32 protein-coding genes are annotated in these 26,540 nt (G+C 74.5%); 25 read left to right on the top strand and 7 right to left on the bottom strand.

All coding sequences use genetic code 11. The features are described from left to right. The first annotated feature begins 97 nt into the window (after window positions 1-97). From ACGF15_RS27265 to ACGF15_RS27295, 7 genes are all read left to right on the top strand, one after another. On the top strand, window positions 98-352 hold the full coding sequence (locus ACGF15_RS27265; RefSeq protein WP_345613768.1) for a MoaD/ThiS family protein: 255 nt from the start codon (window positions 98-100) through the stop codon (window positions 350-352). 10 nt (window positions 353-362) lie between these two features. Beyond that, window positions 363-2,030, top strand: a complete 1,668-nt coding sequence (locus tag ACGF15_RS27270; protein ID WP_392802745.1) for a hypothetical protein — start codon at window positions 363-365, stop codon at window positions 2,028-2,030. 170 nt (window positions 2,031-2,200) lie between these two features. Continuing rightward, window positions 2,201-2,950, top strand: coding sequence for a DUF2993 domain-containing protein (locus ACGF15_RS27275; RefSeq protein ID WP_256524252.1), 750 nt, complete (start codon window positions 2,201-2,203; stop codon window positions 2,948-2,950). Window positions 2,951-3,340: 390 nt separating this feature from the next. Next, window positions 3,341-3,424, top strand: a complete 84-nt coding sequence (locus ACGF15_RS27280) for a putative leader peptide (protein WP_360651805.1) — start codon at window positions 3,341-3,343, stop codon at window positions 3,422-3,424. Window positions 3,425-3,572: 148 nt separating this feature from the next. Next, window positions 3,573-4,412: a sulfurtransferase gene (locus ACGF15_RS27285; RefSeq protein ID WP_256524251.1), complete on the top strand. Its 840-nt coding sequence runs from the start codon at window positions 3,573-3,575 to the stop codon at window positions 4,410-4,412. A gap of 30 nt (window positions 4,413-4,442) precedes the next feature. Then, a complete protein-coding gene (locus tag ACGF15_RS27290) occupies window positions 4,443-4,730 on the top strand; it encodes a DUF1416 domain-containing protein (RefSeq protein WP_003991226.1) in 288 nt (95 codons plus the stop codon). 137 nt (window positions 4,731-4,867) lie between these two features. Further along, window positions 4,868-5,134: a DUF3099 domain-containing protein gene (locus ACGF15_RS27295; protein ID WP_256524250.1), complete on the top strand. Its 267-nt coding sequence runs from the start codon at window positions 4,868-4,870 to the stop codon at window positions 5,132-5,134. A 42-nt stretch (window positions 5,135-5,176) separates the two neighbouring features. On the opposite strand, the gene ACGF15_RS27300 is transcribed toward ACGF15_RS27295, so the two are convergent. Beyond that, window positions 5,177-5,539, bottom strand: coding sequence for a DsrE family protein (locus ACGF15_RS27300; RefSeq protein ID WP_256524249.1), 363 nt, complete (start codon window positions 5,537-5,539; stop codon window positions 5,177-5,179). A 104-nt stretch (window positions 5,540-5,643) separates the two neighbouring features. On the opposite strand from ACGF15_RS27300, the gene ACGF15_RS27305 reads away from it, so the two are divergent. The 6 genes from ACGF15_RS27305 (at window position 5,644) to ACGF15_RS27330 (ending at window position 10,791) form a co-directional block, all read left to right on the top strand. Then, on the top strand, window positions 5,644-6,645 hold the full coding sequence (locus ACGF15_RS27305) for a hypothetical protein (protein ID WP_392802751.1): 1,002 nt from the start codon (window positions 5,644-5,646) through the stop codon (window positions 6,643-6,645). Beyond that, complete coding sequence (locus ACGF15_RS27310) at window positions 6,642-7,535, top strand: hypothetical protein (RefSeq protein ID WP_392802754.1); 894 nt, start codon at window positions 6,642-6,644, stop codon at window positions 7,533-7,535. Before ACGF15_RS27305 ends, ACGF15_RS27310 begins: the two co-directional genes overlap by 4 nt. Next, window positions 7,532-8,377, top strand: a complete 846-nt coding sequence (locus tag ACGF15_RS27315; protein ID WP_345613764.1) for a hypothetical protein — start codon at window positions 7,532-7,534, stop codon at window positions 8,375-8,377. Before ACGF15_RS27310 ends, ACGF15_RS27315 begins: the two co-directional genes overlap by 4 nt. 278 nt (window positions 8,378-8,655) lie before the next feature. Continuing rightward, window positions 8,656-9,228 carry an FABP family protein gene (locus tag ACGF15_RS27320; protein ID WP_362610893.1) on the top strand — a complete coding sequence of 191 codons (573 nt, stop codon included), beginning with the start codon at window positions 8,656-8,658 and terminating at the stop codon, window positions 9,226-9,228. 149 nt (window positions 9,229-9,377) lie between these two features. Next, window positions 9,378-9,815: a transcriptional repressor gene (locus ACGF15_RS27325; RefSeq protein ID WP_345613762.1), complete on the top strand. Its 438-nt coding sequence runs from the start codon at window positions 9,378-9,380 to the stop codon at window positions 9,813-9,815. Between the two features lie 10 nt (window positions 9,816-9,825). Further along, window positions 9,826-10,791, top strand: coding sequence for a folate-binding protein (locus ACGF15_RS27330; protein ID WP_345613761.1), 966 nt, complete (start codon window positions 9,826-9,828; stop codon window positions 10,789-10,791). A gap of 74 nt (window positions 10,792-10,865) precedes the next feature. Here the strand turns inward: ACGF15_RS27330 and dtd are convergent, their stop codons facing one another. After that, a complete protein-coding gene (dtd, locus tag ACGF15_RS27335; RefSeq protein ID WP_345613760.1) occupies window positions 10,866-11,303 on the bottom strand; it encodes a D-aminoacyl-tRNA deacylase in 438 nt (145 codons plus the stop codon). A gap of 156 nt (window positions 11,304-11,459) precedes the next feature. Between dtd and ACGF15_RS27340 the strand changes: the two genes are divergently transcribed. The 4 genes from ACGF15_RS27340 to ACGF15_RS27355 all read left to right on the top strand — a co-directional run bounded on the left by ACGF15_RS27340 (window position 11,460) and on the right by ACGF15_RS27355 (window position 14,865). Beyond that, window positions 11,460-12,119, top strand: a complete 660-nt coding sequence (locus ACGF15_RS27340; protein ID WP_392802760.1) for an ABC transporter substrate-binding protein — start codon at window positions 11,460-11,462, stop codon at window positions 12,117-12,119. Between the two features lie 66 nt (window positions 12,120-12,185). Then, the gene (locus ACGF15_RS27345) at window positions 12,186-13,166 is read left to right on the top strand and encodes an asparaginase (protein WP_345613756.1); all 981 of its coding nucleotides are present in this window, start codon (window positions 12,186-12,188) and stop codon (window positions 13,164-13,166) included. A gap of 461 nt (window positions 13,167-13,627) precedes the next feature. Continuing rightward, window positions 13,628-14,335 carry a GNAT family N-acetyltransferase gene (locus ACGF15_RS27350; protein ID WP_392802763.1) on the top strand — a complete coding sequence of 236 codons (708 nt, stop codon included), beginning with the start codon at window positions 13,628-13,630 and terminating at the stop codon, window positions 14,333-14,335. Continuing rightward, window positions 14,332-14,865, top strand: coding sequence for an HAD domain-containing protein (locus ACGF15_RS27355; protein ID WP_392802766.1), 534 nt, complete (start codon window positions 14,332-14,334; stop codon window positions 14,863-14,865). Before ACGF15_RS27350 ends, ACGF15_RS27355 begins: the two co-directional genes overlap by 4 nt. Before the next feature lie 27 nt (window positions 14,866-14,892). Here ACGF15_RS27355 and ACGF15_RS27360 read toward each other — a convergent pair whose 3' ends face one another. Together ACGF15_RS27360 and ACGF15_RS27365 are read right to left on the bottom strand one after the other, a co-directional pair. Further along, entirely contained in the window at window positions 14,893-15,861 is a 969-nt protein-coding gene (locus ACGF15_RS27360) for an aminoglycoside phosphotransferase family protein (RefSeq protein ID WP_392802769.1), read from the bottom strand. 172 nt (window positions 15,862-16,033) lie between these two features. Continuing rightward, the gene (locus ACGF15_RS27365; RefSeq protein ID WP_345613751.1) at window positions 16,034-16,510 is read right to left on the bottom strand and encodes a hypothetical protein; all 477 of its coding nucleotides are present in this window, start codon (window positions 16,508-16,510) and stop codon (window positions 16,034-16,036) included. Between the two features lie 266 nt (window positions 16,511-16,776). On the opposite strand from ACGF15_RS27365, the gene ACGF15_RS27370 reads away from it, so the two are divergent. The 6 genes from ACGF15_RS27370 to ACGF15_RS27395 all read left to right on the top strand — a co-directional run bounded on the left by ACGF15_RS27370 (window position 16,777) and on the right by ACGF15_RS27395 (window position 20,461). Next, entirely contained in the window at window positions 16,777-17,610 is an 834-nt protein-coding gene (locus ACGF15_RS27370; RefSeq protein WP_392802772.1) for an SDR family oxidoreductase, read from the top strand. 271 nt (window positions 17,611-17,881) lie between these two features. Further along, window positions 17,882-18,475, top strand: a complete 594-nt coding sequence (locus ACGF15_RS27375; RefSeq protein ID WP_392802775.1) for a hypothetical protein — start codon at window positions 17,882-17,884, stop codon at window positions 18,473-18,475. A 179-nt stretch (window positions 18,476-18,654) separates the two neighbouring features. After that, window positions 18,655-18,843, top strand: coding sequence for a hypothetical protein (locus ACGF15_RS27380; protein WP_345613745.1), 189 nt, complete (start codon window positions 18,655-18,657; stop codon window positions 18,841-18,843). 122 nt (window positions 18,844-18,965) lie between these two features. Next, on the top strand, window positions 18,966-19,406 hold the full coding sequence (locus ACGF15_RS27385) for a helix-turn-helix transcriptional regulator (protein ID WP_345613743.1): 441 nt from the start codon (window positions 18,966-18,968) through the stop codon (window positions 19,404-19,406). 32 nt (window positions 19,407-19,438) lie between these two features. After that, window positions 19,439-19,996, top strand: a complete 558-nt coding sequence (locus tag ACGF15_RS27390; protein WP_345613741.1) for a hypothetical protein — start codon at window positions 19,439-19,441, stop codon at window positions 19,994-19,996. Between the two features lie 117 nt (window positions 19,997-20,113). Then, entirely contained in the window at window positions 20,114-20,461 is a 348-nt protein-coding gene (locus ACGF15_RS27395) for a DUF2516 family protein (RefSeq protein WP_345613739.1), read from the top strand. A gap of 32 nt (window positions 20,462-20,493) precedes the next feature. Here ACGF15_RS27395 and ACGF15_RS27400 read toward each other — a convergent pair whose 3' ends face one another. The 3 genes from ACGF15_RS27400 to ACGF15_RS27410 form a co-directional block, all read right to left on the bottom strand. Then, complete coding sequence (locus ACGF15_RS27400; protein ID WP_345613737.1) at window positions 20,494-21,747, bottom strand: fused response regulator/phosphatase; 1,254 nt, start codon at window positions 21,745-21,747, stop codon at window positions 20,494-20,496. Between the two features lie 332 nt (window positions 21,748-22,079). Further along, window positions 22,080-23,174 (bottom strand): NlpC/P60 family protein, encoded by a 1,095-nt coding sequence (locus tag ACGF15_RS27405; protein WP_392802781.1) that lies wholly within the window; start codon window positions 23,172-23,174, stop codon window positions 22,080-22,082. A 308-nt stretch (window positions 23,175-23,482) separates the two neighbouring features. After that, window positions 23,483-24,265 (bottom strand): class I SAM-dependent methyltransferase, encoded by a 783-nt coding sequence (locus ACGF15_RS27410; RefSeq protein WP_392802784.1) that lies wholly within the window; start codon window positions 24,263-24,265, stop codon window positions 23,483-23,485. Between the two features lie 362 nt (window positions 24,266-24,627). Between ACGF15_RS27410 and mshA the strand changes: the two genes are divergently transcribed. Then, window positions 24,628-25,968, top strand: a complete 1,341-nt coding sequence (mshA, locus tag ACGF15_RS27415) for a D-inositol-3-phosphate glycosyltransferase (protein WP_392802787.1) — start codon at window positions 24,628-24,630, stop codon at window positions 25,966-25,968. A gap of 14 nt (window positions 25,969-25,982) precedes the next feature. After that, window positions 25,983-26,483, top strand: a complete 501-nt coding sequence (locus tag ACGF15_RS27420) for a YbjN domain-containing protein (RefSeq protein WP_345613729.1) — start codon at window positions 25,983-25,985, stop codon at window positions 26,481-26,483. The last annotated feature ends 57 nt before the right edge of the window (window positions 26,484-26,540 follow it).

Here is a 26,540-nt window from a genome sequence, read left to right on the forward strand (position 1 = left end):
CGTTCCGCACGGTGCGGGGGAGCCCTCCTCCGGGGGGCCGACCGGGTGCATCGCCCATGATGGAGGGCGGTGCGACACGAACGAGAGGAGTCCCGCCATGCCAGCGGTGACCATCCGCTACTGGGCGGCGGCCAAGGCGGCGGCCGGGACGGCGGAGGAGCCGTATACGGCCGGTACGCTCGCCGAGGCGCTCGACGCGGTGCGCGAACGGCACCCCGGAGAGCTGACCCGGGTGCTCCGGCGGTGTTCGTTCCTCGTGGACGGAGATCCGGTCGGCACCCGCAGCCATGAGACGGTACGGCTGGCCGAGGGCGGCACGGTCGAGGTGCTCCCGCCGTTCGCAGGAGGGTGAACCCCACAGTATGAGCAGCGATCAGCAGTACCCGTCCGACCCCGGTGCGCCGTCCGCGGGCGGCCGCGGCGGGTCCCGTCCCGGTCCGGGCGATCCCCTCGCGGAGGGGCACGGCGGGTACGCGGCCGGAGGGCACGAGGCCGCGGGCCCGGGTGCCCACCCGTACGGCGGCCACGACGCCGCCCGGCCGGGCGCGTACGGCGGCCCGCGGAACGGTGCCCAGGCGGCCTCCGCCTCGTACGGTGGCGCACCGGGCTCCTACGGCGGGCCGCAGGGCCCGTACGGGAGCGGCCCGCAGGGCGGCGCCCACCCCGCCTCGCAGGGCGGCGCCGACCCCCGGCAGCAGCCCCGGGGGTATGCCGCGCCGGGTCCGTACGACGCCCGGGGGTACGCCGCGCCGGGCTCGCAGGGCGGGTCGGTACCGGGCCCCCAGGGGTACGCGGCGCCGGGTCCGTACGACGCCCGGGGGTATGCGGCGCCGGGTCCGTACGACGCCCAGGGGTATGCAGCGCCGGGCGCCTACGCGGGGGCCCCGCATCCGCAGGCGCCCGCCCGGCAGGGCCCGCCGGGCGGGCCGCCCCTCGCCGACCCCGCGGCCACGCAGACCTGGCAGGGCGAGACCTGGGACACGCAGTACCAGCCCGCGGTCCGGCCCCAGGCCCCCGCCGAGGCTCCCGCGGGAGCCTTCCCGCAGGCCGCGGCGGCACCCGGGGCGCCCCACCCGGCCCCCGCCGCCCACCCGGCCCCGGCGGCCCCGGCCGTCCCGTGGCAGCACGGCGGCCCCGCGCCCGCCCCGGGGTCCGGGACCGCGGGGGTCCCGCTGCCGCCGGAGGAGTCCGGTCCCGGGACCGGACCCGGGGCCGCTCCGGGGGGCGGTGCCCCCGAGGAGTACGGACCGGCCACGGTCGCCGGGAACCGGCGGATCACCGACGCGCAGCGTGCGCGTGCCGAGGGGCGCTCGCCCGTCATCCCGCCCGGGATGCAGCCGGCCGGCCTCACCGCGCTGCTGGCCCTGCTGATGGCGGGCGGCGCGGCGCTCGGCACCTACGGTCTGCTGGTGCCGCTGGTGCTGCTCCAGGCGGTCACGGCCGCCGGTTGGTTCCGCCTCAACGGGATGTGGCCGGCCCGCCAGGGCATCGCCCTGGCCTTCGCGGGCGGCCTCGCGGCCGACGCCGCGCTGCTCGCGGCCGGCCGCTCCCACGCGGCGGCGGCCACGCTCGGGGCGCTCGGTGTCTGGGTGCTGCTCACCCTGGTGGTGCAGCTGCGCAGCCGGGCGGACGCGGACGAGCGCCTGTACGGGCTGATGGCCACGGCCGTCTCGGCGGCGCTGGCGATCCTGGCGGCGGGCCATCTCGCCGCCGACCCGGACGCGGTCGTGGTCGGTGCCGTGGCGGTCGCGGCCGCCACCCCGGCCCGCGCGCTGCCGCTGCCGGGCGCGCTGTCGCTCCCCGCGGCCCTCGCGGCCGCGGCCGGTGCGGGCTTCGCCGCGGGCGCCGCCCTCGGCATCGGCGCCCCGGGCGCGCTGCTGGGTGCCGCGGCCGGCGGGTGCGCGCTGATCGGGCTGCGGGTGGCGAGCTACGACTACCCGTCCCGCTTCGTCCACATGACGGCGGGTGTGGCCCTGCCGCTGGCGGTCGCCGCTCCCGCGGTCTACCTGCTCGGGCGTGCGGTGGTCTGAGCCGGCGGGTGCCGCGGGCCGCCGTCGGCGGCACCCGGTGCGGAGGCGGAGGCCCCGGAACCAACGCAGGTCCCGCGACGTCGATCATTGAACGGACCGGACGGCGTCGTCCGGCAGCGAATCCCGCCCCTGCGGCCGGGGCCACGGACAGGGGTGGGGGACACCGAGAGATGCGAGCACTGCGGATACTTCTGGTCATCGCCGTGGTCCTGGGCGGCCTCTTCGCCGCCGCCGACCGGCTGGCGGTCGGCTTCGCGGAGTCGGAGGCCGCCGACCGCATCAGGGCGAGCCGGCAGCTGGCCTCGACCCCCGAGGTGTCGATCCACGGCTTCCCCTTCCTCACCCAGCTGGCGGGCGGGGAGCTTCACGAGGTGGAGGTCTCCATGGCCGGGATCACGGCCACCGCCGACGGCCGCGAGGTCGACGTCACCGAGGTGCGCGCGAAGCTGCGGGACGTACGGATCGGCAGCGGCTTCTCCTCGGCGGTCGCGGGGAGCGCGGAGGGGTCGGCCCGGATCTCCTACGAGGACCTCAGCGAGGCGGCACCCGAAGGCGCCGTGGTGGGCTACGCGGGCGCCGAGCGCGCGGCGAAGGGGCAGGTGGAGCTGAGGGGCCGGCTCGTGGAGGTGCTGGAGGGCGCCGGGGTGCCGGTGCCCGGCGCGGTCGAGGCGCTGCTGGGCGACCGCGAGGTGAGCACCTACAGCACGGTGACGCTGGTCGAGGGCAGCACGGTGCGCCTCCGGGCGGAGGCGCTGCCCGAGCTGCCGGTGCCCGGTCTCGGGGAGCGGCTGCGCAGGGTTGTCGACTACGACCTGGAGATCGGCGGCCTGCCGACCGGGATCGAGCTGGACACGGTCCGGGCGGGCGAGGGCGGTCTGAGCTTCTCCGGCAGGGGGACGGACGTCACCCTGACCGGGTGAGGGCCGTGGCCCGGCCGCGCGGCTCTCCCGGGCCGCGGGGATGCTCCCGTGGCGGCAGGCGGCAGGCGGCAGGCGGCAGGCGGCAGGCGGCAGGCGGCAGGCGGCAGGCGGCAGGCGGCGGGGGCCGGGGCGCCGGGGCGGTGCGTCCGGACGGGGGACGGTCCGGCGGCGGGGCGGTGGCCGAGCGCGCCCCCTCAGGGCCGCTGGAACCCGGTGCGGCCGCATGGTGAGACACGGGTGTCCGGTGGGTAGAAGGGTGGGGAGCGGGCGCCGTCGGCGGCCGGGCGGGGAGGTCGGCGAGCCCTACTTCATTTCGAATACTGGACGATCTCGTCTCAAGATATGACACGCCGGTGACACGGCCGCCGTCTCGTCCCTACGATCGGTGCCATGAAGCAGCGACAGGCGGATCTCACGAAGCGGCGGGCAGTAGACCTGTGCCGCGTCGCCGCCATGCTCTGTCGCCTCGTCTGAGCGGGTTCCCGACCCCGTATCCCTCAGGCCCTTCGACCTCTGTCGGGGCCGCCCCGTGCCGACCGGCGCGCCGACGCGCCCGTCCGCGCATCCGCAGCGCACCACCCTCGCGCACCACCGCCGCACACTGCCCCGGAGGAGAAGAAGCATGAGCCGCAGCGACGTCCTGGTAGACGCCGACTGGGTCGAGGCCCACCTCGACGACCCGAAGGTCGTCCTCGTCGAGGTCGACGAGGACACCTCGGCCTACGACAAGAACCACATCCGGAACGCGATCCGGATCGACTGGACCAAGGACCTCCAGGACCCGGTCCGCCGCGACTTCATCGACCAGGAGGGCTTCGAGAAGCTGCTCTCGGCGAAGGGCATCGCCAACGACTCCACGGTCGTGCTCTACGGCGGCAACAACAACTGGTTCGCCTCGTACGCCTTCTGGTACTTCAAGCTCTACGGCCACGGCGACGTCCGCCTGCTCGACGGCGGCCGCAAGAAGTGGGAGCTCGACTCCCGCGACCTGGTCGCCGAGGTCCCCGTCCGCGAGGCCACCGCCTACAAGGCCCAGCCGCAGGACACCTCCATCCGCGCCTTCCGCGACGACGTCGTGGCGGCCATCGGCACGCAGAACCTGGTCGACGTGCGCTCGCCCGACGAGTTCAGCGGCAAGCTGCTCGCCCCGGCCCACCTTCCGCAGGAGCAGTCGCAGCGCCCGGGCCACGTGCCGAGCGCCCGCAACATCCCGTGGTCGAAGAACGCCAACGACGACGGCACCTTCAAGTCGGACGAGGAGCTGAAGGCCCTCTACGCCGCGGAGCAGGTGGACCTGGCCAAGGACACCGTCGCCTACTGCCGCATCGGCGAGCGCTCCGCGCTGACCTGGTTCGTGCTGCACGAGCTGCTCGGCGTCGAGAACGTCAAGAACTACGACGGCTCCTGGACCGAGTACGGCTCCCTCGTCGGCGTGCCGATCGAGCTCGGCGCCGCCAAGTAATCCCGATCCGAACCCCTTCAGGAGAGCAGCATGTGTGGAGCGAAGGCCGGCGGCCCCGACGCCTCGACGATCAAGCCCGGTGAGACCACCATCCAGGGCCAGGTGACCAAGGACGGCGAGCCCGTCGTCGGCTATGTGCGCCTGCTGGACTCGACCGGCGAGTTCACGGCCGAGGTCCCGACCTCGGCGACCGGGCAGTTCCGCTTCTACGCGGCCGAGGGCACCTGGACCGTGCGCGCGCTCGTGCCCGGTGCCACCGCGGACCGCACCGTCGTCGCGCAGCAGGGCGGCCTCGCCGAGGTGGCCATCGCGGTCTGAGACGCGGGCAACGACCGGCCGAAGGGCCGCACCTCCCGGGGGTTGGACGCTTGCCGGGAACGAGGTGCGGCCCTTCGGCCCTTCGGCATGCCGCGTCCGGCGGACCGCGCCGGGTCCGCCGGACGTAGGCTGGAGGCATGCTCGCCCGGAGGCGCCGCACCTACCTGCTGATGATGAGCGGGTGCCTCGTGCTGTTCGTCTCCGCCTGGGCCGTGGTGCGCCTGTGGTCCGTGCCCGTGGCCGTGGGCATGTGCGTCGTCGCCATGGTCATCCCGCCGGTCGCCGCCATGATGGCGAACCGGCGCGGCCCCGACGACCGCTGGTGGGACGACCCGTCCGGGGACCCGCAGTCCGACGAGTGGTGGGACGAGCTCGACGGCAAGCGCCGCCGCCCGCCGGGATGAGGGCCGGGTGGGGCCCGGTCGCCGTCCCCGGGGCTGCAGCCGTCAGTAGACCAGCGCCTGCGCCCCGTCCTGGACGGCCTCGCTGACGAACACCTGGGCGCCCGCGATCCGCACGCCCTCCAGCACGTCCTCCTCCGTGATCCCGCGCCGGGCCGCGCACTGGGTGCACAGCGTCACCGAACCGCCCGCCAGCACCGCGTCGAGCAGCTCCGGCAGCGGGGCGGCGTGCGGCAGCTCGAACTCCGCGGCGCGCCCGGGCAGCGTGAACCAGGAGGACTCCCCCGTCAGCCACAGCGAGACCTCCACTCCGCTGGCCACGGCGACGGCGGCCACGGTGAAGGCCTGGGAGCAGCGTTCGGGGGCGTCGGCCCCCGCGGTCACCTTGATCACGAGCTTCTTCGGCATATGCCGAACTGTAATCCTCGGGGCCGCAACCCTCCGCCGTACTCGGCGGTCTGCTCGGTGCGCGGACAGCCGGTCCGCGGCTCGTCAAGCAGTGGAGGGGACTCTTGGAACCGCAATCACCGCCGCCCACGGGCTCGTCCGGCGCACCGCCGGACGAACCCCCGCGTGTCCCGGGCACGGCACCGGAGCCAGCCCCGGGGGCGGCGCCCGGCGCGCCCACCCCGGACGGGGCCGACGCGGCGCCGCCCGCCGAGGGCCACCGGGAGCCGGACGGTGAGCAGGCTTCCCCCGCCCACCCCGCCCCGGACGCGGCGCAGGCGCTGCCGGAGACCCCGGAGCCCGCGGCGGACACCCCGGAGCCGGACGCCGCCGGAACCCCCGACCCGCGCCCGCGCCGGAAGCGGCGCGCGGTGGCGGTCCTGGCGGCCGCCCTCGTCCTCGGCGTCGTCGGCGGCACGGCCGTCGGCTACGCCGTGCAGGCCGACCGGGCGCCGACCCCGCTCCCGCCGCTCGCGCAGCAGGGGCTCACCCACCCGGCGGAGCCGCTGCCCGCGGGAGAGACGATCGAGCCGCTCCCCGAGGAGCAGGACCACGCGGCCCGCACCTCGGGCGACCTGCGCAAGCTGCTCCTGCCGGCCCCGAAGGGGGCGCGCGGGGTGGACGGCCTCCACCCTGACGGCTGGATCCGCCTGGACCGCTACGCCGAGCACTTCCGGTTTCCCGACTACGCCTTCGAGGAGCTTGTCGGAGCAGGCTTCCGTCGGGCCGTCACCAGGTCCTGGGAGAAGGGTGACCGGCTGGTCGTCGTCAACCTCCTCCAGTTCCGCCTCGACAGCGTCACGGGAGCGCGGGTGTTCGTCGAGCAGCGGCTCGACGAACTGGACGAGGACCGCACGGGACGCGTCGGGGAGCCCGTTCCCGGATCGGGCAACGGCCGCTTCGTGATCGAGAAGGCCGCCGCGTACGAGGACGGCATGCCGGGAACCACGGCGCAGGCATTCGCCTACCGGGGTGACGTGGCGATGGAGATCTACGTCTACGACCTCGCCCCGATCGCGGAGAAGGACTTCCGAACGCTGGTCGAGCGGCAACTGGGACGCCTGTGACGAACGACGACCGCACCTCCGTCCCCGCGTCCGCCCCGGACGACGCCCCCGCAGCCGACGCGGCCGCCGGTCCCGCGTCCGGCACCGCGACGCCCTCCGGCAGGCGCCGCAAGGCGCTCACCGTCCTGCCCGCGGTGGGCGTGCTGGCCGCCGTCGGTGCGGGGCTGGTGTCCACAGGGGTCACCGTCCGCGGGGCCGAAACGCACGTGCCCACCACGATCTGGGCGGCGTCCGAGGACAACGGCTCCACCGACGACGGCTCCACCGACGACGGCTCCGAGGATCCGGCGGCCTCCGCACACCGCGGCCGCACCGACAGCGAGTTGAGCAAGGCCCTGCTGCCCGTACCCGGCGGCTACGGTCTCGGGCCCGACCTCGAAGGGTCAGGGAACGACGTCCTTCTGACGCGTCAGGAGGCCGGTGCGCAGCTGAAGGCGGCCCTGGACGGGCTGTACGGCAGGGAGCGCCGGGAGGCCGAGCGCCGGATCGACGCACTCGGCCTGCAGGGCCTGGCCAGTCGTTCGTACCTGAAGGACTCGCACGACCTGGTGGTGCAGGTCTCCGTGGGCCGTATGACGGACCGGAACGCCGCCCGCGACTGGTACCGCGAGGAACTCGCCTGGTACGAGGAGACCGAGGTGCCCGAGGGGCCGGAGGTCCGGGACCACGAGAACGCCTCCTGCGTGCTTCCTCAGCCCGCGGACGTCGGCTACGACACGGATCTGGACGATTGGGAGCCGTACCTGAGCCGGATGCGCTGTGTGGCTTACGAAGGCGAGCACTTCGTGACGCTGACGGCCTACGGCAGCATGCCGTTCCCGCGCCTCGCGGCCGCTCGGCTGATGAAGGACCAGCTCGACCACATCGCGTCCCCGGGGGAGTACGTATGACCGGCACCACCACGACCGAGCAGCGGCCCGACCCGGTCGCCGCGGACCACCCGGTGGTGCCCGCGCCCCCCGCTACCGCCCCCCGCGCACGCTCACCGCGGTGGCGGTCCGTCGCCCTGTGGGCCGCGGCCGCCCTCGTGTGCGGCGGGGCGGGCACGGGCACGGCACTGGGGATCACGGGGCTGGAGCGCACGGACGTGCCGGGCCTCGGGACCGCGTCCGACGGCCGCTGGGACTACCCGGAGCTTTCCCTGCCTGCCCTGCCCGCCGGTGTGCCGCGGCCCTTCACCGAGGGCAACCTCGGCGAGGTGCACCACGCGGACCTGCGCGACCTGGTGCTCCCCGCACCCCGGGGAGCGGAGCCGGACGAGGTGCTGGACGGCGGGTTCGTCCCGGTCGACCGCTATCTCGCCGAGTTCCAGGAGGACGAGCGCGAGGAACTGCGCCAGAAGCTCCTCGACCTCGGCCTGCGGCATGTCGCGGCCCGTGGGTGGACCATGCCCGACGGCACGCGTACCCGCGTCTACCTGCTGCGCTTCCCCTCGGTGGGCCACGCGGACACCTTCAGGTCCAACGGGCTCGTGACAGGCGCCGCACTGGGCGCGCGGCTGGCGGACGGCCCGGAGTCCGAGCTCGACGTCGACTACGACGCGACCAGGAAGGTCACCGGTACCACGACCCTGGTGTACCAGGAGCCGAAACCCCACGGCGAGGAGCAGCTGCGGCACGGCCACGTCCTCGCCGGTGACACCCTCGCCCTGGTCGTCCACGCCCGGAAGGGCGGCGTCCCCGCCGTCCCCTTCCACCAGAGCCTGGTCCTCCAGAACCAGCTGCTGGGCTGACGGGGCGGAGCGCCGCCCCCGCGCGGCCCCGTCCCCGCCCCGCGTCCGCGGCGGGCGCACCTCGCAGAACGGGCCGGGCCCCCGGCGACTAAGCTGGGGCCCGGCCCTGTCCGCCGTCACGCTCAGTCGAGGAGCCCTTCCGTGATCGTTTTCTTCGAAGCCCTGCTGGTCCTGGTCTGCGTCGGCGTGCTCGCCTTCACCGGTCTCGCCGTGAAGAAGCTCTACCAGGGCCAGCGCTGACTCCTCCGCCCGACCGCCTCCGACCGACAGAGCTGCTCATGATCGAGATCCCGTCCGACCTCAACCCGGACCTCGTGCCCCTCGCCTTCCTCCTCGGCACGTGGGAGGGGGCCGGCGTCTCCGACTTCCCCGGCGCCGAGAAGTGCAACTTCGGCCAGTCCGTCACCTTCAGCCACGACGGCCGGGACGTGATCGAGTACGTCTCGCACAGCTGGGTGCTCGACACGGAGGGCAACAAGGTCCGCCCGCTGGAGTCCGAGAGCGGCTTCTGGCGCATCGACAAGCAGCGCAAGGTCGAGGTCGTCATGGTCCGCGACCAGGGCATCGTGGAGATCTGGTACGGCGAGCTGGCCGACCAGAAGCCGCAGATCGACCTCGCCACGGACGCCGTCGCGCGCACCGCCGCCTCCGGCCCCTACAGCGGAGGCAAGCGGCTGTACGGCTATGTGAAGGGCGACCTGATGTGGGTGGGCGAGAAGGCCACCCCCGAGGTCCCGCTGCGGCCCTACATGTCGGCGCACCTCAAGAAGGTCGTCAGCCCCGAGGACGTCGCCTCCTGGGCCAAGGACCTCGGTGACCTGCCGGACGACGGCATCGCCTTCTTCAAGTAGGCCCGCCGCGGGGCGGGCCCGCTCCGGGCCTGCCCCTCGCCCGCGGCCTCCCCGCGGGTGCGGCCCTCCCCGGCGGAATCCCGCCGGGGGCGCCGCCCGCCGGGTCCGCGACCGCCCGCCCGCGGGCCGTACCCGCCTAGACTGGGGGCGTGGTGAGCATCGACTGGAAGTCCGATCTGCGCAGGCGCGGGTACCGGCTGACCCCGCAGCGCCAGCTCGTCCTGGAGGCCGTCGACACGCTGGAGCACGCCACCCCGGACGACATCCTGGGCGAGGTGCGCAAGACGGCGTCGGGCGTCAACATCTCCACGGTCTACCGCACGCTGGAACTGCTGGAGGAGCTGGGCCTGGTCTCCCACGCCCACCTCGGCCACGGAGCCCCCACCTACCACCTGGCGGACCGCCACCACCATCTGCACCTGGTGTGCCGGGACTGCACCGAGGTCATCGAGGCCGACGTGGCCGTCGCGGCCGAGTTCACCGAGAAGCTGCGCCGGGAGTTCGGCTTCGACACGGACATGAAGCACTTCGCGATCTTCGGCCGGTGCGGGACGTGCTCCGCGGAGTCCCCGCCTACCGGGTCGTAGGCTTGTTCGCATGAAGAGCCCTCTCCTGTCCCTCCCCGGTGCGGTACCGGCCGAGGGACGCGACGAAGGGGTCGCCGCCCACTACGGCGACCTGTTCCGTGAGCAGCGCGCACTCGCCGACGGCCGGGGCCTGGTCGACCTCTCCCACCGCGGGGTCGTCACCGTCACCGGGGACGACCGGCTGAGCTGGCTGCACCTGCTGCTCACCCAGCACGTCAGCGACCTGCCCGCGGGCCGGGCGACCGAGGCCCTGATCCTCTCGGCGAACGGGCACATCGAGCACGCGCTCTACCTCGTCGACGACGGCACGACCGTCTGGGCGCACGTGGAGCCGGGCACCCGGGAGGCGCTGCTCGCCTACCTGGAGTCGATGAAGTTCTTCTACCGGGTCGAGATCGCGGACCGGACCGCGGACACCGCCGTGGTCCACCTGCCCGCCGGGTCCATCGCGCAGGTGCCGGACGGTGTCGTGGTGCGGGAGACGGCGTACGGGCGCGATCTGTTCCTGCCGCGCGCGGACCTGGAGTCCTTCGCCGGGGACAACGGTCCGCCGGCCGGGATCCTCGCCTACGAGGCGCTGCGCATCGAAGGCCGGCGGCCCCGGCTGGGCTTCGAGACGGACCACCGCACCATCCCCCACGAGCTGGGCTGGATCGGCACCGCCGTCCACCTCCAGAAGGGCTGCTACCGGGGTCAGGAGACCGTGGCCCGCGTCCACAACCTGGGGAAGCCGCCGCGGCGGCTGGTCTTCCTCCACCTGGACGGCAGCGAGGTGCACCTGCCCGGTCCCGGTGCGCCGGTGCGGCTGGCGGCCGACGGCGAGGAGGGCCGCCAGCTGGGCTTCGTCACGACCTCCGGCCGCCACCACGAACTCGGGCCCATCGCGCTCGCCCTGGTGAAGCGGAACGTGCCCGTGGACGCCGAGCTGCTGGCGGGGGACACCGCGGCCGCGCAGGAGACGGTGGTCGAGCCGTAGCGCCCGGCGGCTGCCCGCCCCGGGCGCGGCCCCGGCCCGGGGCCGCGCCCGGGGGCGGACCGCGCCGACCCGGCTCAGACCTCGATCAGGACCGTGAAGGGGCCGTCGTTGGTGAGCGAGACCCGCATCCCGGCGCCGAAGCGGCCCGTGGCCACGGTCGCGCCCAGGGCCCGAAGCCGCGCCACCACCTCGTCGACCAGCGGTTCGGCGACCGGGCCGGGGGCGGCCGCGTTCCATGTGGGCCGGCGCCCCTTCCGGGCGTCCCCGTAGAGGGTGAACTGGGAGACCACCAGCAGCGGCGCGTCCACGTCCGAACAGGACCTCTCGTCCTTCAGCATACGAACCGACCATAGTTTCCTGGCCAGTTGGGCCGCCTTCGCCGGGGTGTCGTCATGGGTCACCCCGACCAGCACACACAGCCCCTCGCCCGTGATCTCCCCGACCGTCTCGGGACCCGACTCACCCGGCACCACGACGCTCGCGCCGTCCACCCTCTGCACCACTGCACGCATGCGGAGAAAACTACCCGGCCGCCATTCGGGGCCGAACCGGTGCGGACCGCCTGCGTCGGCGCGGATCCGAATGGCACGATGCATCCAGGCGGTGCACTTCGGGCCCCTCGGGCCGTGGGAGCCCGTGCACCGGTCGCGAGGGGACGGACGAAGCACATGACCACCACATCTTCCGGCGCCGGGCCCCGGCTCGGCGCCGTACCGGACGCCCTGCCGGACGGCGGCGGCACGGGCGGCGGCGGCACGGGCGGCGCGGCACAGGAGCCCGGCGCCCCCGGGACACCCCCGGCACCCGGCGGGGAACCGGCCGGAGCCCAGGGGAGCCGCCCCGGCCTCCCGCCGCCCGATCTGCGGGCCCTGCGCCTGGCCGAGCTGCGCACCCTCCGGCGCGAGTCCCAGCGGGACGAGGCCGACCTCAGCTATCTGCGCCGCCTGGTCCAGGGCCGTCTCGACATCCTGCGGGCCGAGGTGGGGCGCCGGGCCGACCCGGAGTCCCCGGTGGTCGACCGGCTCTCCGAGATCCTGGCCGACCCGCCCTCGCGGCGCGGCTCCTCAGCCCGCCACGTCACCCTGTCCACGCCGCACGGCGAGGAGTACCGGCGCCTCGCCTCCGAGATGCTGGACGAGATCGCGCTCTCCGACCTCGACGCCCGGACGGACGAGGAGCTCCGGACGGCGATGGGACGCCTGATCTCCTACGAGCGCCAGGTCTCCCGCCGCCGACAGGAACTCCAGCGCATGGCCGACGATTGCAGTGCCGAGATTGCCCGCAGGTACCGTGAGGGCGAAGCACAAGTAGACGATCTGCTGACCTGAGCGGTGCTCCGGGCGATCCCCGGAGGGCTTCGGGCGGCGGGTCCCGCCGCTCTGGAGCCGACTGCCATGACACCGTCCCCCGCCCCTTCCGGCATAGCCCCGCAGCCCGCGCCCCCGGTTCTCGCGGAGGTGGTGCGCTCCGGCTTCGTCGAGGGCCACCACCGGGGCTCCCTGGTGGTGCTGGCGGCGGACGGGAGCGTGGAGCTGGCGGTCGGGGATCCGGAGGCGCCCGTCTTCCCCCGGTCGTCCAACAAGCCGTTCCAGGCGGTCGCGGTGCTCCGCGCGGGACTCGACCTCTCCGGCGAGCGCCTGGCCCTGGCCGCGGCCAGCCATTCCGGGGAGGAGTTCCACCTGGCACTCGTCCGCCGGATGCTCGACGAGGCCGGCCTGACCGCCGACGACCTGCGGACCCCGCCCGACCTGCCCCTCGACCCGGCCGAGGCCGAGGCGTACCTGGCGGCCGGCCGGGTGCGCGACAAGGTCACCATGAACTGCTCGGGCAAGCACGCCGCGATGCTCGCGGCCTGCGCCCTGAACGGCTGGGACCGGGCCGGCTACCTCGACCCCGCCCACCCGCTCCAGCGCCTGGTGCACTCCGTCGTGGAGGAGGCGGCGGGCGAGCAGGTCGCGGCGGTGGGTACCGACGGCTGCGGGGCGCCGCTGATGGCGATCGGACTGACCGGCCTGGCCCGCGCCTACCGCCACCTGGTCCTGGCGGCCCCGGACAGCCCCGAGCGCCGGGTCGCGGACGCGATGCGGGCCCATCCGGAGTATGTGGCGGGCACCCGTCGTCCGGACACCTGGCTGATGCGGGAGCTGCCGGGGTCCCTGTCGAAGATGGGTGCGGAGGCGGTGCAGGCGGTGGCGCTCGCGGACGGACGGGCGCTGGCGTTCAAGATCGACGACGGCGCCGGTCGGGCCCTCGGCCCGGTGCTGGCCCGGGCACTGCGGCTGATGGGCCTGGACGCCCCGGTCGTCGAGCGGATCGGTCATCTGCCGCTCCTGGGCGGCGGGGCGAAGGTGGGGGAGATCCGCGCCGTCTTCTGACGGCACCGCGGCCGCGGCGTGCGCGGCCTCCGCGGCCTCCGCGGCCGTGGTGCCGCGAGGAGCAGCGGGCGCCGACTGCGCCCGGCGGCCTGCGCCGCGGACTCCCGGACGTGGGCGATCACACCGCTGACGCCGCCCGGCAGCCGACTGGCCGCCTGGCAGGCCGACCGCCCGACCGCCTGGCAGCCCGACCGCCTGGCCGGACCGGTTCGCGGGTTCTCCGGTTCACGGCGCGACAGGCGCGCTCCTCTTCCCCGCCGGGAGCCCGCCCCGGGCGCCCGGGGACAGGACCGTGGACGGGCCCACGTGCCGTTCCCGGTGCCCGGCCCCCCGGCAAGCCGCGCCGGAGCCTTCCCGGCCGGACAGCGGCGCCCCCCGCCCGGCCGGGTCCGCGCTCGGAGCGGGCCGCACGGGATGGAAATCCGCTGGTGCGGGCCCGTGGCCGGGGGGAGGATGCAGCGATGGACTACGTCTTCCTCACGACCGGGCGGATGGCGCTGCGCCCGTTCACCGCCGGGGATGCCGGGCCGGTGCTCGCCCTCCACGACGACCCGTCCGTGATGCGCTTCATCAACGGCGGGCGGCCGACGACCCGGGAGGCCGTCGAGACCCGCACCCTTCCCCGGCTGATGCACGTCCATCCCTGCCTGGGGACCCCGGGCTACTGGGCGGCGGAGAGCAGGGAGACCGGCGCCTTCCTGGGCTGGTTCGAGTTCCGTCCCCTCGCCGAGGACACCCCGGCCGTCGTCGAACTGGGCTACCGGCTGCACACGGCCGCCTGGGGCAGGGGCCTGGCCACCGAGGGCGCGCGGGCGCTGATCGACACCGGGTTCACCGGGTACGGGGTCCGGCGGGTGAAGGCCGACACCATGGCGGTCAACACCGCCTCCCGCCGGGTGATGGAGAAGGCCGGGCTGTCCCTCGTCCGCCGCTACACCGAGGACTGGCCGGATCCCCTGCCCGGATCCGAGTACGGCGAGGTCGAGTACGCCCTCACCCGGGAGGTCTGGGCGGAGCGGCGGGCCGGGGACGACGGCCGCGGCGTCCCGCCGGGTCGCCGGACCGACCGGGCCCGCGCGGAGTACGGACGGCCCCCGCGAGGCACCGCACCCGACGCCGCGCGCCGGCCCACCGGGGACGACGTGGGAGACCCCGGGGCGCCGGCGTGACCCGCCCGGAGAGCCGGCCGCTCCTCTTCCTCGACGTCGACGGTCCCCTCATCCCGTTCGGGGCACCCGCGGAACTCCGCCCCGGCGGCTACCCCGAGTACCGCTCGCCGTACGCGCCGCGTGCGGCGGAGGAGCATCCCCTCGTCTCCCGGATCGACCCCGCGCACGGCAGACGGCTGGAGGCTCTGGGATGCGAGCTGGTGTGGGCGTCGACCTGGGCCGACGACGCCAACACGGTCATCGCCCCCTGGCTCGGGCTGCCCGCCCTGCCCGTCCTGCCCGTGGCCGAGCGGCCCGACACCGCGGAGGCGGACCTGCGTGCCGGGCTCCACTGGAAGACCCGCTCCCTGGTCGCCGCCGCCCGGGGCCGTGCCTTCGCCTGGGTGGACGACGAACTCACCGGGACGGACCGGACCTGGGTCGCGGCCCACCACCGGGGCCCCGCGCTGCTGCGCCTGGTCGACCACCGCCGCGGTCTCACGGAAGCCGACTTCGCCGCCCTCGCGCAGTGGGCCCGCGCCCACCGGTGAGACCCACCGGAACACCGCCCGGCGCGTTCAGCCCGCCGTGTCCGTGAGGACGGCCGCGAGTCGCGCGCGGCATGCGGCGGCGAAGGCGGGCCAGCTGTCGCGGTAGTGGGAGTACCCGCTGACGCCGACGGCGATCGCCCAGGCACGGGCGCGCTCCCATGCCGCCTCGTCCACGCCCAGGGCGGTGCGGTAGCTCTCCCGCGCCGCGCGCGGCAGGTCCCACAGCGGCGCGTGCTCCGCGTCGGGGAAGCCGATCGACAGCGCGCCGAAGTCGATGACGGCGTGCAGCGCACCCTCCCGGACCAGCAGGTTGGACGGCCGGAGGTCGCCGTGGAGCCAGCCCGGCGGGCCGCTGGGGCCGGGCAGCCGGAGCGCCCTGCGCCACAGGCGCTCCAGCGCATCGAGGTCCAGCGCATCGATGTCCAGCGTGGCGCCCTCGTCGGCGTCGCCCGCCCTGACCGCCTCCGCGTCCGTCGCCGCGTGGGCGAGGGCCCGGCACGCGTCGAAGGCCTCGCCGACCCATGAGCCGCAGGCCCCGAGCGGGCCGCCGCGGTACCAGCTCAGCCCGTCGAGGGGCGTCGCGCCCATCAGCGCGGTGCCGTGCAGCTCCCGGACGAACTCGGCCAGGTCGGCCCCGAACGCCTCCCAGTCCCGCACGGTACCGGGACCGGGCTCCTCGCCGTCGATCCAGCGGTACACCGACCAAGCCAGCGGGTACGCGCGGGTGGGGGCTCCGGAGTGCACGGGCTCCGGAACGGCGTGCGGCAGAAGGGGAGCCAGCCGGGGCAGCCAGTACCGCTCCTTGCGGAGCGCGTCGTTCACGGCGGCGGTGCGGGGCAGGCGGACCACCAGCTCGTCGCCCAGCCGGTACATGACGTTGTCCGTCCCCGCACCCGCCGGTGCCAGGGGCAGACGGGCCCACTCAGGCCGCTGACGCTCCAGCAGCGACACGACGAGGGACTCGTCGACGGTGATCTCGTCCCGGTGCAGCTTCACCCCGCAAGTCTCAGACGTCGCGGGCCGTGCGGTACAGCGGATTTCGCGGGGAGGCCGGGCCCGCCGCGACCTCCGTGCCGGAGTGCGCGCGCCGGCTACTGCGCCGCGTCCCGGCCCACCGGGAGGTCGCGGGAGCCTCGGCCGGTGGGCCGGGACGGGCGGGTGGCTGCCGTCAGTCCTCGGGGTCGTCCGGGAGATCGGCGGCCGCTTCGAGGAGCAGCGACCAGGTGCCGGGCAGCGGCGGATCCGTGGCGATGAAGTGGCGGGCGTGGTCGAGGGCGTACAGCAGGTAGCGCAGGTGCCGTTCCCGGCCGCGGGTCAGCTGGCCGCCGCGTATCGCCTCGGTGGTGAACTCCCTGTCGCCGTCCTCGCACAGTCCGGACGCTTCCTCGGACCGGGCGGCCTCCTGAGCCCAGAAGGACGCGTCCTGCCGACCCGTCGTCAGGCTGAGGTAGGTGCTCGCGTAGGCGGCCATGGCCGCGGGGTCGTCGAAGAGCACGGACAGGACCATGTCGCTCTTGTAGTCGAACCCGAAGTAGTACCGCCGTCCGTCCAGGACCAGGGACTCGATCCCGGCCACGGGGAGGAAGTCCCCGCCGAGGGGGAAGAGGACGGGTCCGTCGTGCTGCTCGGTGCTGTGCTGCTCCATGCGACAACCGTAGGCGCAGGCACTGACATCGAGCGTCGACGCTGGCCTACCGGGAACTCCGGGGCTGCGCAGGGTGCGTCGGGGACGGACGGAGGCGGACGCGGTCACCGTCCGCCGGACCGTGGTGGGCTCGGGCGCGTCGGGTACCGGTGCCGCACCCGTCCCGACCCATCCGCGACAGGGGGCGGCTCCTTGACCTCAAGCGCGGACGAGGTTCTGGCGTGCCGAGGACGCGACCACCGGCCGACGACAGGAAAGGGGCGGCGATGATCCTCGTGACCGGCGCGACCGGGAACATCGGACGTGCTCTGCTGCGGGAGTTGCACCTGGCGGGTCCCGTGCCGGCGCGAGGCCTGACCCGCGACGTGCGGCGGGCCTCGTTCCCTGACGGCACGGAAGCCGTTCAGGGTGATCTGGCGCGGGCGGATTCCCTGAAGGCCGCGCTGGACGGGGTCCGTTCGCTGTTCCTGCTGTCGGGGACGGGCGCGGAGACGGGAGTCCTGGAGGCCGCCCGGCAGGCAGGCGTGGAGCACGTGGTGCTTGTGTCGTCGATCACGGTGCAGACTCATCCGCATCCGCCGGCGGCCGCCGGGAACCTGGACGTGGAACGCTTGGTCAAGGGCAGCGGCATGGACTGGACCGTCCTTCGGCCGACCCAGTTCGCCTCCAACGCCCTGTGGTGGGCGCGGTCGATCCGCGAACAGGGCGTGGTGCGGGCGCCGTATCCGGACGTCGGTCTCCCGACCGTCCACCCCGCGGACATCGCAGCGGTGGCCGGGGCCGCGCTGACCGGGCCGGGCCACCGGGGGCGGACGTACGCGCTGACCGGGCCGGAGCGCATCACGGTCCGACGGCAGGTCGCGGCCATCGCCGCCGAGTTGGGCCGGGAGGTGGCCCTCGTCGAGATCGGCCGGGAGGAGGCGCACCGGCAGATGGCTCCCTTCCTCGGGGACGAGATCGCGGATGCCGTACTCGACCTGACGGGCGGTGACGTCAACCACGAGCTGCTGAAGGTGCGCGACACCGTTCCCAGGATCACCGGGTCCGCGGCCAGGTCGTTCCGCCAATGGGTGTCGGACCACGGTGCGGCCTTCCGCTGAGACCCGAGCGCAGACGGCCCGGGGGCAGGGCACGGCCCCCGGCGGGCAGGAGCCGTGCCCTGCTCCCCGGGACGCCGACGGGAGCCGACTGCGGGAGGGCTGCCGTCGTGCCGTCCCCGCATCCCTGCCCAGGTCGGACGGCGTCGTCGCTGTGCCGACGGGAGGCAGCCGCCGCGTGGGCCCGGGGGGCGAGCCTTCTTCTGCCGGGAGACCATGAGCGTGTGGTGCTGCGGATCCGTGCCCACGACGCGGACCGTACCGAGGAGACGGCTTGATCACTGAGTACCAGCAGAAGCTGCGCGAGCGCTATCTCGCCGCCACCGTCATGCCGGCCCCCGAGCCGTGGCAGCCGGTGCTGGACCGCAGGACCCCTGTCGGTGGTCTCCTCGGGATCGGTTTCGCCGTTCATCCCGACAGTGGCCACGACCTCGTCATGGTCGTGTCCAGCGACGGCCATGGACTCTTCGACGCCGTAACCGGCGAGAAGATCGCCCGCGACCGGGACCCTGACCCCGAGACGAGCACCCCCGACGCCCACCCGGACCTCACCTGCCCCGGGCTCGGCCCGATAGCGGGCGTCCCGGTACGCATAGCCGGACTCTTCGGCGGCGGCCTGCACAGCACCACACCGGACGGCTGGACCCTGGACGTCGTCAGCCCCGAGTGGCCCCACGACCGCGTCATCCTCTCCGCCGACGGCGGGTCCCACAAAGGGCCTGCGGGAGGGACGTGGTGGCACATCCTCCACTCCGAGTACGCAGAACTCCGCGCAGCCGGATTCTCTCCCTCCGGCCTGACCCTCGCGGTCGCCACCGGCGGTGACCTCACCCTCTGGACCCGGCCTGAGCTCCAATTCGACGACTGAGCGGACAGCGAGGGCAGCACGCGATGGACCGGGAGGAACCCGCCAGGTTGCCGGGTTACCAGACCACGGCCTGGTAACCCGCCCGGGAGGCGCTTCTCGCCGGAGGCGACTTCGCCGTACGGGGCGGTCGCGTTCCCAGCCGGCAGCTCGTCGGCATCTACGCGGCTCGCCTCCGACGGGTGAGGAAGCGAGGTACTGAGACTCTCGCCCTGCCGCCCACCGTCGGCATCCCCACCCGGCTCGAAGCCGCTCAGGTCAGGATCGGCTGCATCTTCTCACCGGACCGGACGTGGGCCTTCATGCTCTTCCTCGCCGACGACGCCAGCGCGGTCCTCGCCTGCACGGGAGTCCGCCAAGCTGGGCGGTGACAGGTGTCCTGCTCAGGTGAGAACCATGTGCTCAGGCACACCCGCCCGGGCCGGGTGAGGCGCGGAACACTATTGCAAGCAGTTGCTTGCAAAAGTTAGCGGTGGTGCGGCACCATCGGGGCATGGCATCGCTCAACGTCGGCAACCTCGGTGACTACCTCCGCGAGCAGCGGCGCAACGCGCAGCTGTCGCTGCGGCAGCTCGCCGACGCCGCCGGGGTGTCCAATCCGTATCTGAGCCAGATCGAGCGCGGGCTGCGCAAGCCGAGCGCGGAAGTGCTCCAGCAGGTGGCCAAGGCCCTCCGCATCTCGGCGGAGACCCTGTACGTCCGTGCCGGGATCCTCGACGAGCAGGAGCGGGACCGGCTGGAGACGCGGGCGGCGATAGTCGCCGACCCCTCGATCAGCGAGCGCCAGAAGCAGGTGCTGCTCCAGATCTACGAGTCCTTCCGCAAGGAGAACGGGCTCGACCCCGGTACCGGCCCCGACGCCGGTGCCCAGGACACCGCCGAAGACGGCCCCCGCACGGCCGACGCGGGCGATGCCGGTCCGAGCATGAACTAGACGACCCATCTGCGTTCGGGAGGACGACAGTCATGGCCATCACCGATGACCTGCGCAAGACCTTCAGCGACCCGACTCCCCTCTACTTCGCCGCCGGCACCGCCGACCTGGCCGTGCAGCAGGCGAAGAAGGTTCCCGGGCTCGTCGAGCAGTTCGCCGCGCAGGCGCCCGCGAGGATCGAGGCGGTGCGGAACACCGACCCCAAGGCCGTCCAGGACCGGGTCGGCGCCCAGGCCAAGGAGGCCCAGGCGAAGGTCGCGGAGTTCCTCGGCGGGCTCGACACCGACCTGAAGAAGCTCGGCGGGAACGCCCAGGACCTGGCGCTGCGGGGTGTGGGCGTGGCCGCCGAGTACGCGGTGAAGGCGCGCGAGACCTACGAGCGCGTCGCCGAGCGCGGTGAGCACACCGTGCGTGCGTGGCGCGGCGAGGCGGCCGAGGAGATCACCGAGATCGCGGTCGCGGTCGAGCCCCCGTCCGCCTCCGGGGGCGACCGGGCGAAGGCGGAGCCCGAGGCCGCGAAGCCCGCGGCCCGCAAGGCCCCCGCCCGCAAGGCCGCCGCGAAGAAGGCCACGCCGCCCGCCGGCGAGTGACCTGCCCCGGGGGCGCCGCGGTGACGCGGTGCCCCCGCGGGCTCGTCGCGTCGGCGGCGGCCCCGGAGGTACCTTGGCCGCGAGGCGGCACATTCGACTGACGAGGCGGTGTTGGGGATGCTCGCTCAAAACTTCGACCTGGGACTCATGATGATCACCCGGCTGGTGTTCATCGTGACGGCCGTGACGGCCCTGGTGATGGCCGCGGTGGCGCGTGAGGACGCGTACCGTGCCGCGGGCAAGAAGACCAAGTCCTTCTGGCTGATCGTGCTCGGTCTGGCGGTCGCGGTGAACGTCGTCCCGTTCTTCTCGATGCTGCTGCTGTCGATCGCCGGACTGATCGCGAGCATCGTCTTCTTCGTCGACGTGCGCCCCGCTCTCCGGGAGGTCTCGGGCGGCGGCCGCCGCAGCGGCGGCGGCTCCAGCAGCGACGGGCCGTACGGCCCCTGGAACGGCGGCCGCTAGCGGAAGGGGCCGCGTACCCCGCGGCCCTTCCGTCAGCCGGTCCTGCGCCCCCGCTGCGCGGCCCGGCTGAGCAGCAGTACCGCCACGTCGTCGGTCAGGTCGCCGCCGTTCAGCTCCCTCACCTCGCCGACCGCGGCCTCGAGCAGTGCCTCGCCCTCCAGGCCGTCGGTGAGCTGCCGGTTGATCATCGCGAGCATGCCCTCCTGGCCGAGGCGCTGCCGGGTGCCCGGTCCCTTGCGCCCCTCGATCAGCCCGTCCGTGTACATCAGCAGGCTCCAGGCGCCGCCGAGCTCCACCTGGCGGCGCGGCCAGCGGGCGCGGGGGAGCAGGCCGAGGGCCGGTCCGCCGTCCTCGTAGGGGAGGAGCCGGGCGGCGCGGCCGTGGCGGGCGATGAGGGGGGCGGGGTGTCCGGCCAGGCACAGGCCCGCCCGGCGTCCGTCGGGAGCGATGTCCACGGTGCACAGGGTGGCGAAGATCTCCTCGCTCTCCCGCTCGTGCTCCAGGACGCGCTGGAGGGTGGAGAGCAGTTCGTCCCCGCAGAGCCCGGCGAAGGTCAGGGCCCGCCAGGCGATGCGCAGCTCGACGCCGAGGGCCGCCTCGTCGGGGCCGTGTCCGCAGACGTCGCCGATCATGGCGTGCACGGTGCCGTCCGGGGTGCGGACGGTGTCGTAGAAGTCGCCGCCGAGCAGGGCCCGGGAGCGTCCGGGGCGGTAGCGCGAGGCGAAGCGGAGGTCCGAGCCCTCCAGGAGCGGGGTGGGCAGCAGACCGCGTTCCAGCCGGGCGTTCTCCTGGGCGCGCAGCCGGGACTCCGCCAGTTTCATCTGCGCGGTGTCGGCGCGTTTGCGCTCGACGGCGTAGCGCACGGCACGGGTGAGGAGGGGCGCGTCGAGCTCCTCGCGGACCAGGTGGTCCTGGGCGCCGATACGGACGGCCTCGGCGGCCAGCGCGGAGTCCCCGGAGTCCGTCAGGGCCAGGACCGCGTGGCGGGGGGCGAGGCGGAGGAGGTGTCTCAGCACCCCGAGCTCCCCGTCCCGGGGGCGGCCGGGCAGCGCGAGGTCGACGAGGACGCAGTGGACGTCGTCGGTGAGCAGGCGCTCCGCCTCGGTGAGGTTGCGGGCCGTGCGGATGCGCACCCGGGCGCCTGTCGCGTCGCGGACCTCGGGGACGCCGAAGGTGCCCGTCGGGTCGTCCTCGACGACCAGCAGCGTCAGGTCGCCGCCGGGTGCTCCGCCGGGGGCGGTCTCCGCGACGGGGACGTTCCTCTGTCGCGGTACGGGTACGGGCATCGATCCGGTTTCCTTCCCTCCCCCCGAGGGCGCGGCGACGGTGCCGAACGGCATCCGCCAGACGGGGACCATAGCGCTAGGCGGCGGCGGAACGGAATGGCGACCGGTGAAGAGGCGCTGGCATATGCCGCGCATGGGGAGGTAGTTGACCGCCCGATCATGACGAAGGTCACCCGGCACCCTCCGGCGTGCCCGTTTTGGCCCCATGTGGCACGTGTCGCAACTCACGTGGACCGGGAGGGGCTGCCGGTGGTGCGCCCGGGGTGCCGGGTGGGACGTGCGCCCGGGCCGTGGACCGTGACGCCCCGGCGCCCGCCCGCCCGGGAGGCGGGTTACCGGTCCGGGCGGACCACTCCGAGGATCCGCATCGACCCGGCTCCGGCGAGGGTGACATGGCGCCCGGGGCGGGGCGCGTGGATGATCGAGCCGTTGCCCACGTACATGCCGACATGGCTGGCGTCGTCGTGATAGATGATCAGGTCGCCGGGGCGCATCTCCCCGAGGGGGACCCGGGGGAGGAGCCGCCACTGCTCCTGGGAGGTGCGGGGGATGGTGCGGCCGGCCGCCGCCCAGGCCTGCGAGGTCAGTCCGGAGCAGTCGTAGGACCCGGGCCCCTCCGCGCCCCAGACGTAGGGCTTGCCTATCTGGTCGGTGGCGAAGTCGATGGCCTTGCGGCCCTGTTCGCTCGCCCGGCCGCTGATCTCCTTGAGGATGCCGGAGTCGAGCCATCGGCTCTGTGCGCGGTCCTGGGCCTGGCGCTCCAGTTCGAGGAGCCGTGCCAGCTCCTCCTGCTCCAGCCTGTCCTCGAGCTCCCGCGCCTCGGCGATCCTGGTCTCGATCTCCTTGCGGGCCTTGTCCCGCTTCAGCCGGTTGGTCTCCAGCTTGCCCCACTCGGCGCTGGCGCTCTCGCTGTAGGACGTCAGATCGGCCTGGGTCCTGGTCAGTTCCGCGATGAGGTCCTTGGTGGCCTTGTGGCCCTGCTGGATGCGGCCCAGGCCGTCGAGGAAGAGCCGGGGGTCGTCGGTGAGCGCCAACTGGGCCTCGGGGGGCAGTCCGCCGCCGCGGTACTGCGCCCGGGCCGCGGCGCCCGCACGCTCCTTGAGATCGGCCAGGCGGGCCTGTCCCGCGGCCATCCGCTGCGCCAGCCGCACCACCTCGGCGGCCTGCTTCCCGGTGCGCTCCTCGGCGAGGTTGTAGGCGTCCGTGGCGGACGCGGCCTTGCGGTACAGCTCTTCGAGCTTCAGGCGCACGGTTTCGAGCGACTCGCCCGGCGGTGGAGGCGCCATCTCCCCGGGCACCGTGACGGAGGCGGGCGGCTGCGGCTCGGGCGCTGCGACGGCCTGCCCCGGCGCCGCGAGTACGGTCAGCGCGGTCACCGCGCCGACCACGGCGATCGCGGCGGCAGTGGCGATGCGGCGTCGAATCACGACTCCCCCTCCGGGCAAGCGCCCACCCCAAAAAACTGATTAACCGTCAGTAACTTCTGTGTGACGTCCGTGATAGTGCCACGGCGCCGTGCAAAGCGACAGGGCCCTCGCCCGTTCGTTTCCTGTGGATTCCCCGCACCCCGCCGGCTCCTGCTGCGCAGGCACCCGGTCCGCTCCCTCGTCGCCCGACCTCACTGACGAGCGGGCGGCTCCCGGCGTTCCCGGATCGCGCCTGTTCACCCGTACGGGCGCCCGGCCCCGTTCCGGGGAAAGGGGGCGGAGAGGCCGGGGCGGAGAGGCCGCGGCGGTCAGCGGGCCGGGGCGAGGGCCCCCCAGGCCACCGTGACCTCCCCCTGCCGTCGGCGCCGCCGGTCGCCGGTCAGCGGCCAGTCGGCGGCCAGGTCGCCCACCGCCCTGATCCATCGCTGCCGGGCACCGAGCGGGGCGTAGGGCGCCGCGGCCGCCCAGGCGCGGTCGAAGTCCCGCAGGAAGGCGTGCACGGGCTCGCCCGGAACGTTGCGGTGGATCAGCGCCTTCGGCAGGCGTTCGGCCAGGTCGGAGGGCCGGTCCAGGGAACCGAGGCGCGTGGCGAAGGTGACCGTCCGCGGTCCCTCCGGGCCGAGCGCCACCCAGACGTGGCGCCGGCCGATCTCGTCGCAGGTCCCCTCCACCAGCAGGCCGCCGGGTGCGAGGCGGGCGCACAGCCGCTCCCAGACCGCTGCCACCTCGTCCTCGCCGTACTGGCGGAGCACGTTGGCCGCCCGGACGAGCAGGGGGCGCCGCTCGGTGGGTATCTCGAAGCCGCCGTGGCGGAAGCTCAGGCCCTCGCGCGCGTACGGCGCGGCGGCGGCCACCCGCGCGGGGTCGATCTCGACGCCGACGACCCGGCAGCGGGGGTCGGCCGTACGCAGGCGGCCGAGCAGTTCGACGGCCGTCCACGGGGCGGCGCCGTACCCCAGGTCGACGGCGATCGGCGGCGCGGCGCTCCGGCGCAGCGCCGCGCCGTGGACGGCGGCGATCCAGCGGTCCATCCTGCGCAGGCGGTTGGGGTTGGTCGTCCCGCGGGTGGCGGTGCCGACGGGGCGGTTCATGGCTCCGAGGGTACGGCCTGCCTCCTGGCCCCCCGGCGGGCGCGGCGGCTGGCGCGCCCGCCTCGCCGCGCTGCCGGACCGGCCGGGGGTGACCGGGGCCCGCCGGGCGGGGGCGTCGTGGCCGGCGCCGCGCGCCGACCGGCCGGGGGTGACCGGAGCCCCGGGCCCCGTGCGCGGCGGAGGCGGAGCCCGGTCGGGCCTCCGGACCGGTCCGGTACGCACCTGGACGCGCCCGCCCCGGGTAATGATTTGGCAAAACGACCCGGTCGCGGAAATGGACGATGACCCTCCGCTGTTGTGAGGCGTGCGAGACGAGAGCCAGTCCCGCAGATCGTCGTGCCCGCAGTGAGAGGACCGCCGACGTGAGCCAGTACGTCTCCCGCCTCGGCAGCGCCCGGATGGCCCCCCGCCTGCGCTTCCCCGGCGGTCACCGCAAGCCGCGCCGGGTGGCCATGCTCAGCGTCCACACCTCGCCCCTGCACCAGCCGGGAACGGGCGACGCGGGCGGGATGAACGTCTACATCGTCGAACTCGCCAAGCGCCTGGCCGCGATCAACATCGAGGTGGAGATCTTCACCCGCGCCACGACCGGGGGGCTGCGGCCCGTCGTGGAGTTCGCGCCCGGCGTCCTCGTCCGGCATGTCGACGCGGGCCCCTACGAGGGGCTCGCCAAGGAGGACCTGCCGCCCCAGCTGTGCGCCTTCACCCACGGGGTGATGCGGGCCTGGGCAGGCCACCGGCCCGGCCACTACGACCTGGTCCACTCCCACTACTGGCTCTCCGGCCACGTGGGCTGGCTCGCGGCCGAGCGGTGGCGGGTGCCCCTCGTGCACGCCATGCACACCATGGCCAAGGTGAAGAACGCCTCCCTCGCCGAGGGCGACACCCCCGAACCGGCCTCGCGGGTCATCGGCGAGACGCAGATCGTCGCGGCCGCGGACCGGCTGATCGCCAACACGGCCGAGGAGGCGGACGAACTGGCCCGCTTCTACGACGCCGACCCGGCGAAGACCGCCGTCGTGCACCCGGGCGTCAACCTCGACGTCTTCCGCCCCGCCGACGGCCGGGCCGCAGCCCGTGCCCGGCTCGGGCTGCCCCGGGACGCCTTCGTGCCCCTGTTCGCGGGCCGCATACAGCCGCTGAAGGCCCCCGACGTCCTGCTGCACGCGGTCGCCGTCCTGCTGGAGCGCGAGCCGTCCCTGCGCGGCCGTCTGCACGTTCCCGTGGTCGGCGGCCCGAGCGGCAGCGGACTGGCCAGGCCCGAGGGGCTCCAGAAGCTGGCCGCGCGCCTCGGCATCGCGGATGTCGTGCACTTCCGCCCCCCGGTCGGCCAGGAGCAGCTCGCGGACTGGTTCCGGGCCGCGTCGGTGCTGGTCATGCCCTCCTACAGCGAGTCCTTCGGCCTGGTGGCCATCGAGGCGCAGGCGGCGGGGACCCCGGTGGTCGCGGCCGCGGTCGGCGGCCTGCCGGTGGCGGTGCGCGACGAGGAGACCGGCTTCCTGGTGCCCGGCCACGACCCGGCCCACTACGCCGACGCCCTGGCCCCCTTCGCCCGCGACCCCGCCCGCAGCGAGCGGATGGGGGCCGCCGCCGCCCGGCACGCGCGCTCCTTCGGCTGGGGCACCGCCGCGGCGGCCACGGCGGACGTGTACGCGGCCGCGATGTACGACCACCGCCACCGCACGCGGTCCCTCCACCGCTGACGTACGCTCCCTGCATGGCTGACGTGGAGCAGGCGGCACGGGTCGTCGAACAGACCCTGAAGGACGCGGGGCTGGAGTGGGAGAGCCCGGCCCCGGGCACGTTCGTCGTCACCCTCCCCGGCACGCGCAAGCTGTCGACGACCTGCTCGCTGCGGATCGGCCGGCACTCCCTCTCCGTCAACGCCTTCGTCATCCGCCGCCCCGACGAGAACGCCGAGGGCGTCCACCGCTGGCTGCTGGAGCGCAACCTCAAGCTGTACGGGGTGGGTTACGCGGTCGACGCCCTCGGCGACGTCTACCTGACGGGCCGGCTCCCCCTGTCGGTGGTCGCACCCGAGGAACTGGACAGGCTGCTCGGCTCCGTCCTCGAAGCGGCCGACAGCGCCTTCAACCCGCTGCTGGAACTCGGCTTCGCGAGCGCGATCCGCCGCGAGCACGCCTGGCGCATCTCACGCGGCGAGTCGACGCGCAACCTGGAGGCCTTCGCGCATCTGACGCGGCGCTCCGAGGACTGACGGCCCCCGGCCCCGAGGGTGCGGGGCGCTCCCCTCCTGGGTGCGGGCCGCGCAGGA

Source organism: Streptomyces sp. NPDC048001 (assembly GCF_043203115.1).
Taxonomy (GTDB): Bacteria; Actinomycetota; Actinomycetes; order Streptomycetales; family Streptomycetaceae; genus Streptomyces; species Streptomyces sanyensis.

Excerpts from the sequence above, each read along its gene's own strand:
- ACGF15_RS27265 (WP_345613768.1), top strand. The coding sequence starts at position 98 with ATGCCAGCGGTGACCATCCGCTACTGGGCGGCGGCCAAGGCGGCGGCC.
- ACGF15_RS27270 (WP_392802745.1), top strand. The coding sequence starts at position 363 with ATGAGCAGCGATCAGCAGTACCCGTCCGACCCCGGTGCGCCGTCCGCG.
- ACGF15_RS27275 (WP_256524252.1), top strand. The coding sequence starts at position 2,201 with ATGCGAGCACTGCGGATACTTCTGGTCATCGCCGTGGTCCTGGGCGGC.
- ACGF15_RS27280 (WP_360651805.1), top strand. The coding sequence starts at position 3,341 with ATGAAGCAGCGACAGGCGGATCTCACGAAGCGGCGGGCAGTAGACCTG.
- ACGF15_RS27285 (WP_256524251.1), top strand. The coding sequence starts at position 3,573 with ATGAGCCGCAGCGACGTCCTGGTAGACGCCGACTGGGTCGAGGCCCAC.
- ACGF15_RS27290 (WP_003991226.1), top strand. The coding sequence starts at position 4,443 with ATGTGTGGAGCGAAGGCCGGCGGCCCCGACGCCTCGACGATCAAGCCC.
- ACGF15_RS27295 (WP_256524250.1), top strand. The coding sequence starts at position 4,868 with ATGCTCGCCCGGAGGCGCCGCACCTACCTGCTGATGATGAGCGGGTGC.
- ACGF15_RS27300 (WP_256524249.1), bottom strand. The coding sequence starts at position 5,539 with ATGCCGAAGAAGCTCGTGATCAAGGTGACCGCGGGGGCCGACGCCCCC.
- ACGF15_RS27315 (WP_345613764.1), top strand. The coding sequence starts at position 7,532 with ATGACCGGCACCACCACGACCGAGCAGCGGCCCGACCCGGTCGCCGCG.
- ACGF15_RS27320 (WP_362610893.1), top strand. The coding sequence starts at position 8,656 with ATGATCGAGATCCCGTCCGACCTCAACCCGGACCTCGTGCCCCTCGCC.
- ACGF15_RS27330 (WP_345613761.1), top strand. The coding sequence starts at position 9,826 with ATGAAGAGCCCTCTCCTGTCCCTCCCCGGTGCGGTACCGGCCGAGGGA.
- dtd (WP_345613760.1), bottom strand. The coding sequence starts at position 11,303 with ATGCGTGCAGTGGTGCAGAGGGTGGACGGCGCGAGCGTCGTGGTGCCG.
- ACGF15_RS27340 (WP_392802760.1), top strand. The coding sequence starts at position 11,460 with ATGACCACCACATCTTCCGGCGCCGGGCCCCGGCTCGGCGCCGTACCG.
- ACGF15_RS27345 (WP_345613756.1), top strand. The coding sequence starts at position 12,186 with ATGACACCGTCCCCCGCCCCTTCCGGCATAGCCCCGCAGCCCGCGCCC.
- ACGF15_RS27350 (WP_392802763.1), top strand. The coding sequence starts at position 13,628 with ATGGACTACGTCTTCCTCACGACCGGGCGGATGGCGCTGCGCCCGTTC.
- ACGF15_RS27365 (WP_345613751.1), bottom strand. The coding sequence starts at position 16,510 with ATGGAGCAGCACAGCACCGAGCAGCACGACGGACCCGTCCTCTTCCCC.
- ACGF15_RS27370 (WP_392802772.1), top strand. The coding sequence starts at position 16,777 with ATGATCCTCGTGACCGGCGCGACCGGGAACATCGGACGTGCTCTGCTG.
- ACGF15_RS27385 (WP_345613743.1), top strand. The coding sequence starts at position 18,966 with ATGGCATCGCTCAACGTCGGCAACCTCGGTGACTACCTCCGCGAGCAG.
- ACGF15_RS27390 (WP_345613741.1), top strand. The coding sequence starts at position 19,439 with ATGGCCATCACCGATGACCTGCGCAAGACCTTCAGCGACCCGACTCCC.
- ACGF15_RS27395 (WP_345613739.1), top strand. The coding sequence starts at position 20,114 with ATGCTCGCTCAAAACTTCGACCTGGGACTCATGATGATCACCCGGCTG.
- ACGF15_RS27400 (WP_345613737.1), bottom strand. The coding sequence starts at position 21,747 with ATGCCCGTACCCGTACCGCGACAGAGGAACGTCCCCGTCGCGGAGACC.
- ACGF15_RS27410 (WP_392802784.1), bottom strand. The coding sequence starts at position 24,265 with ATGAACCGCCCCGTCGGCACCGCCACCCGCGGGACGACCAACCCCAAC.
- ACGF15_RS27420 (WP_345613729.1), top strand. The coding sequence starts at position 25,983 with ATGGCTGACGTGGAGCAGGCGGCACGGGTCGTCGAACAGACCCTGAAG.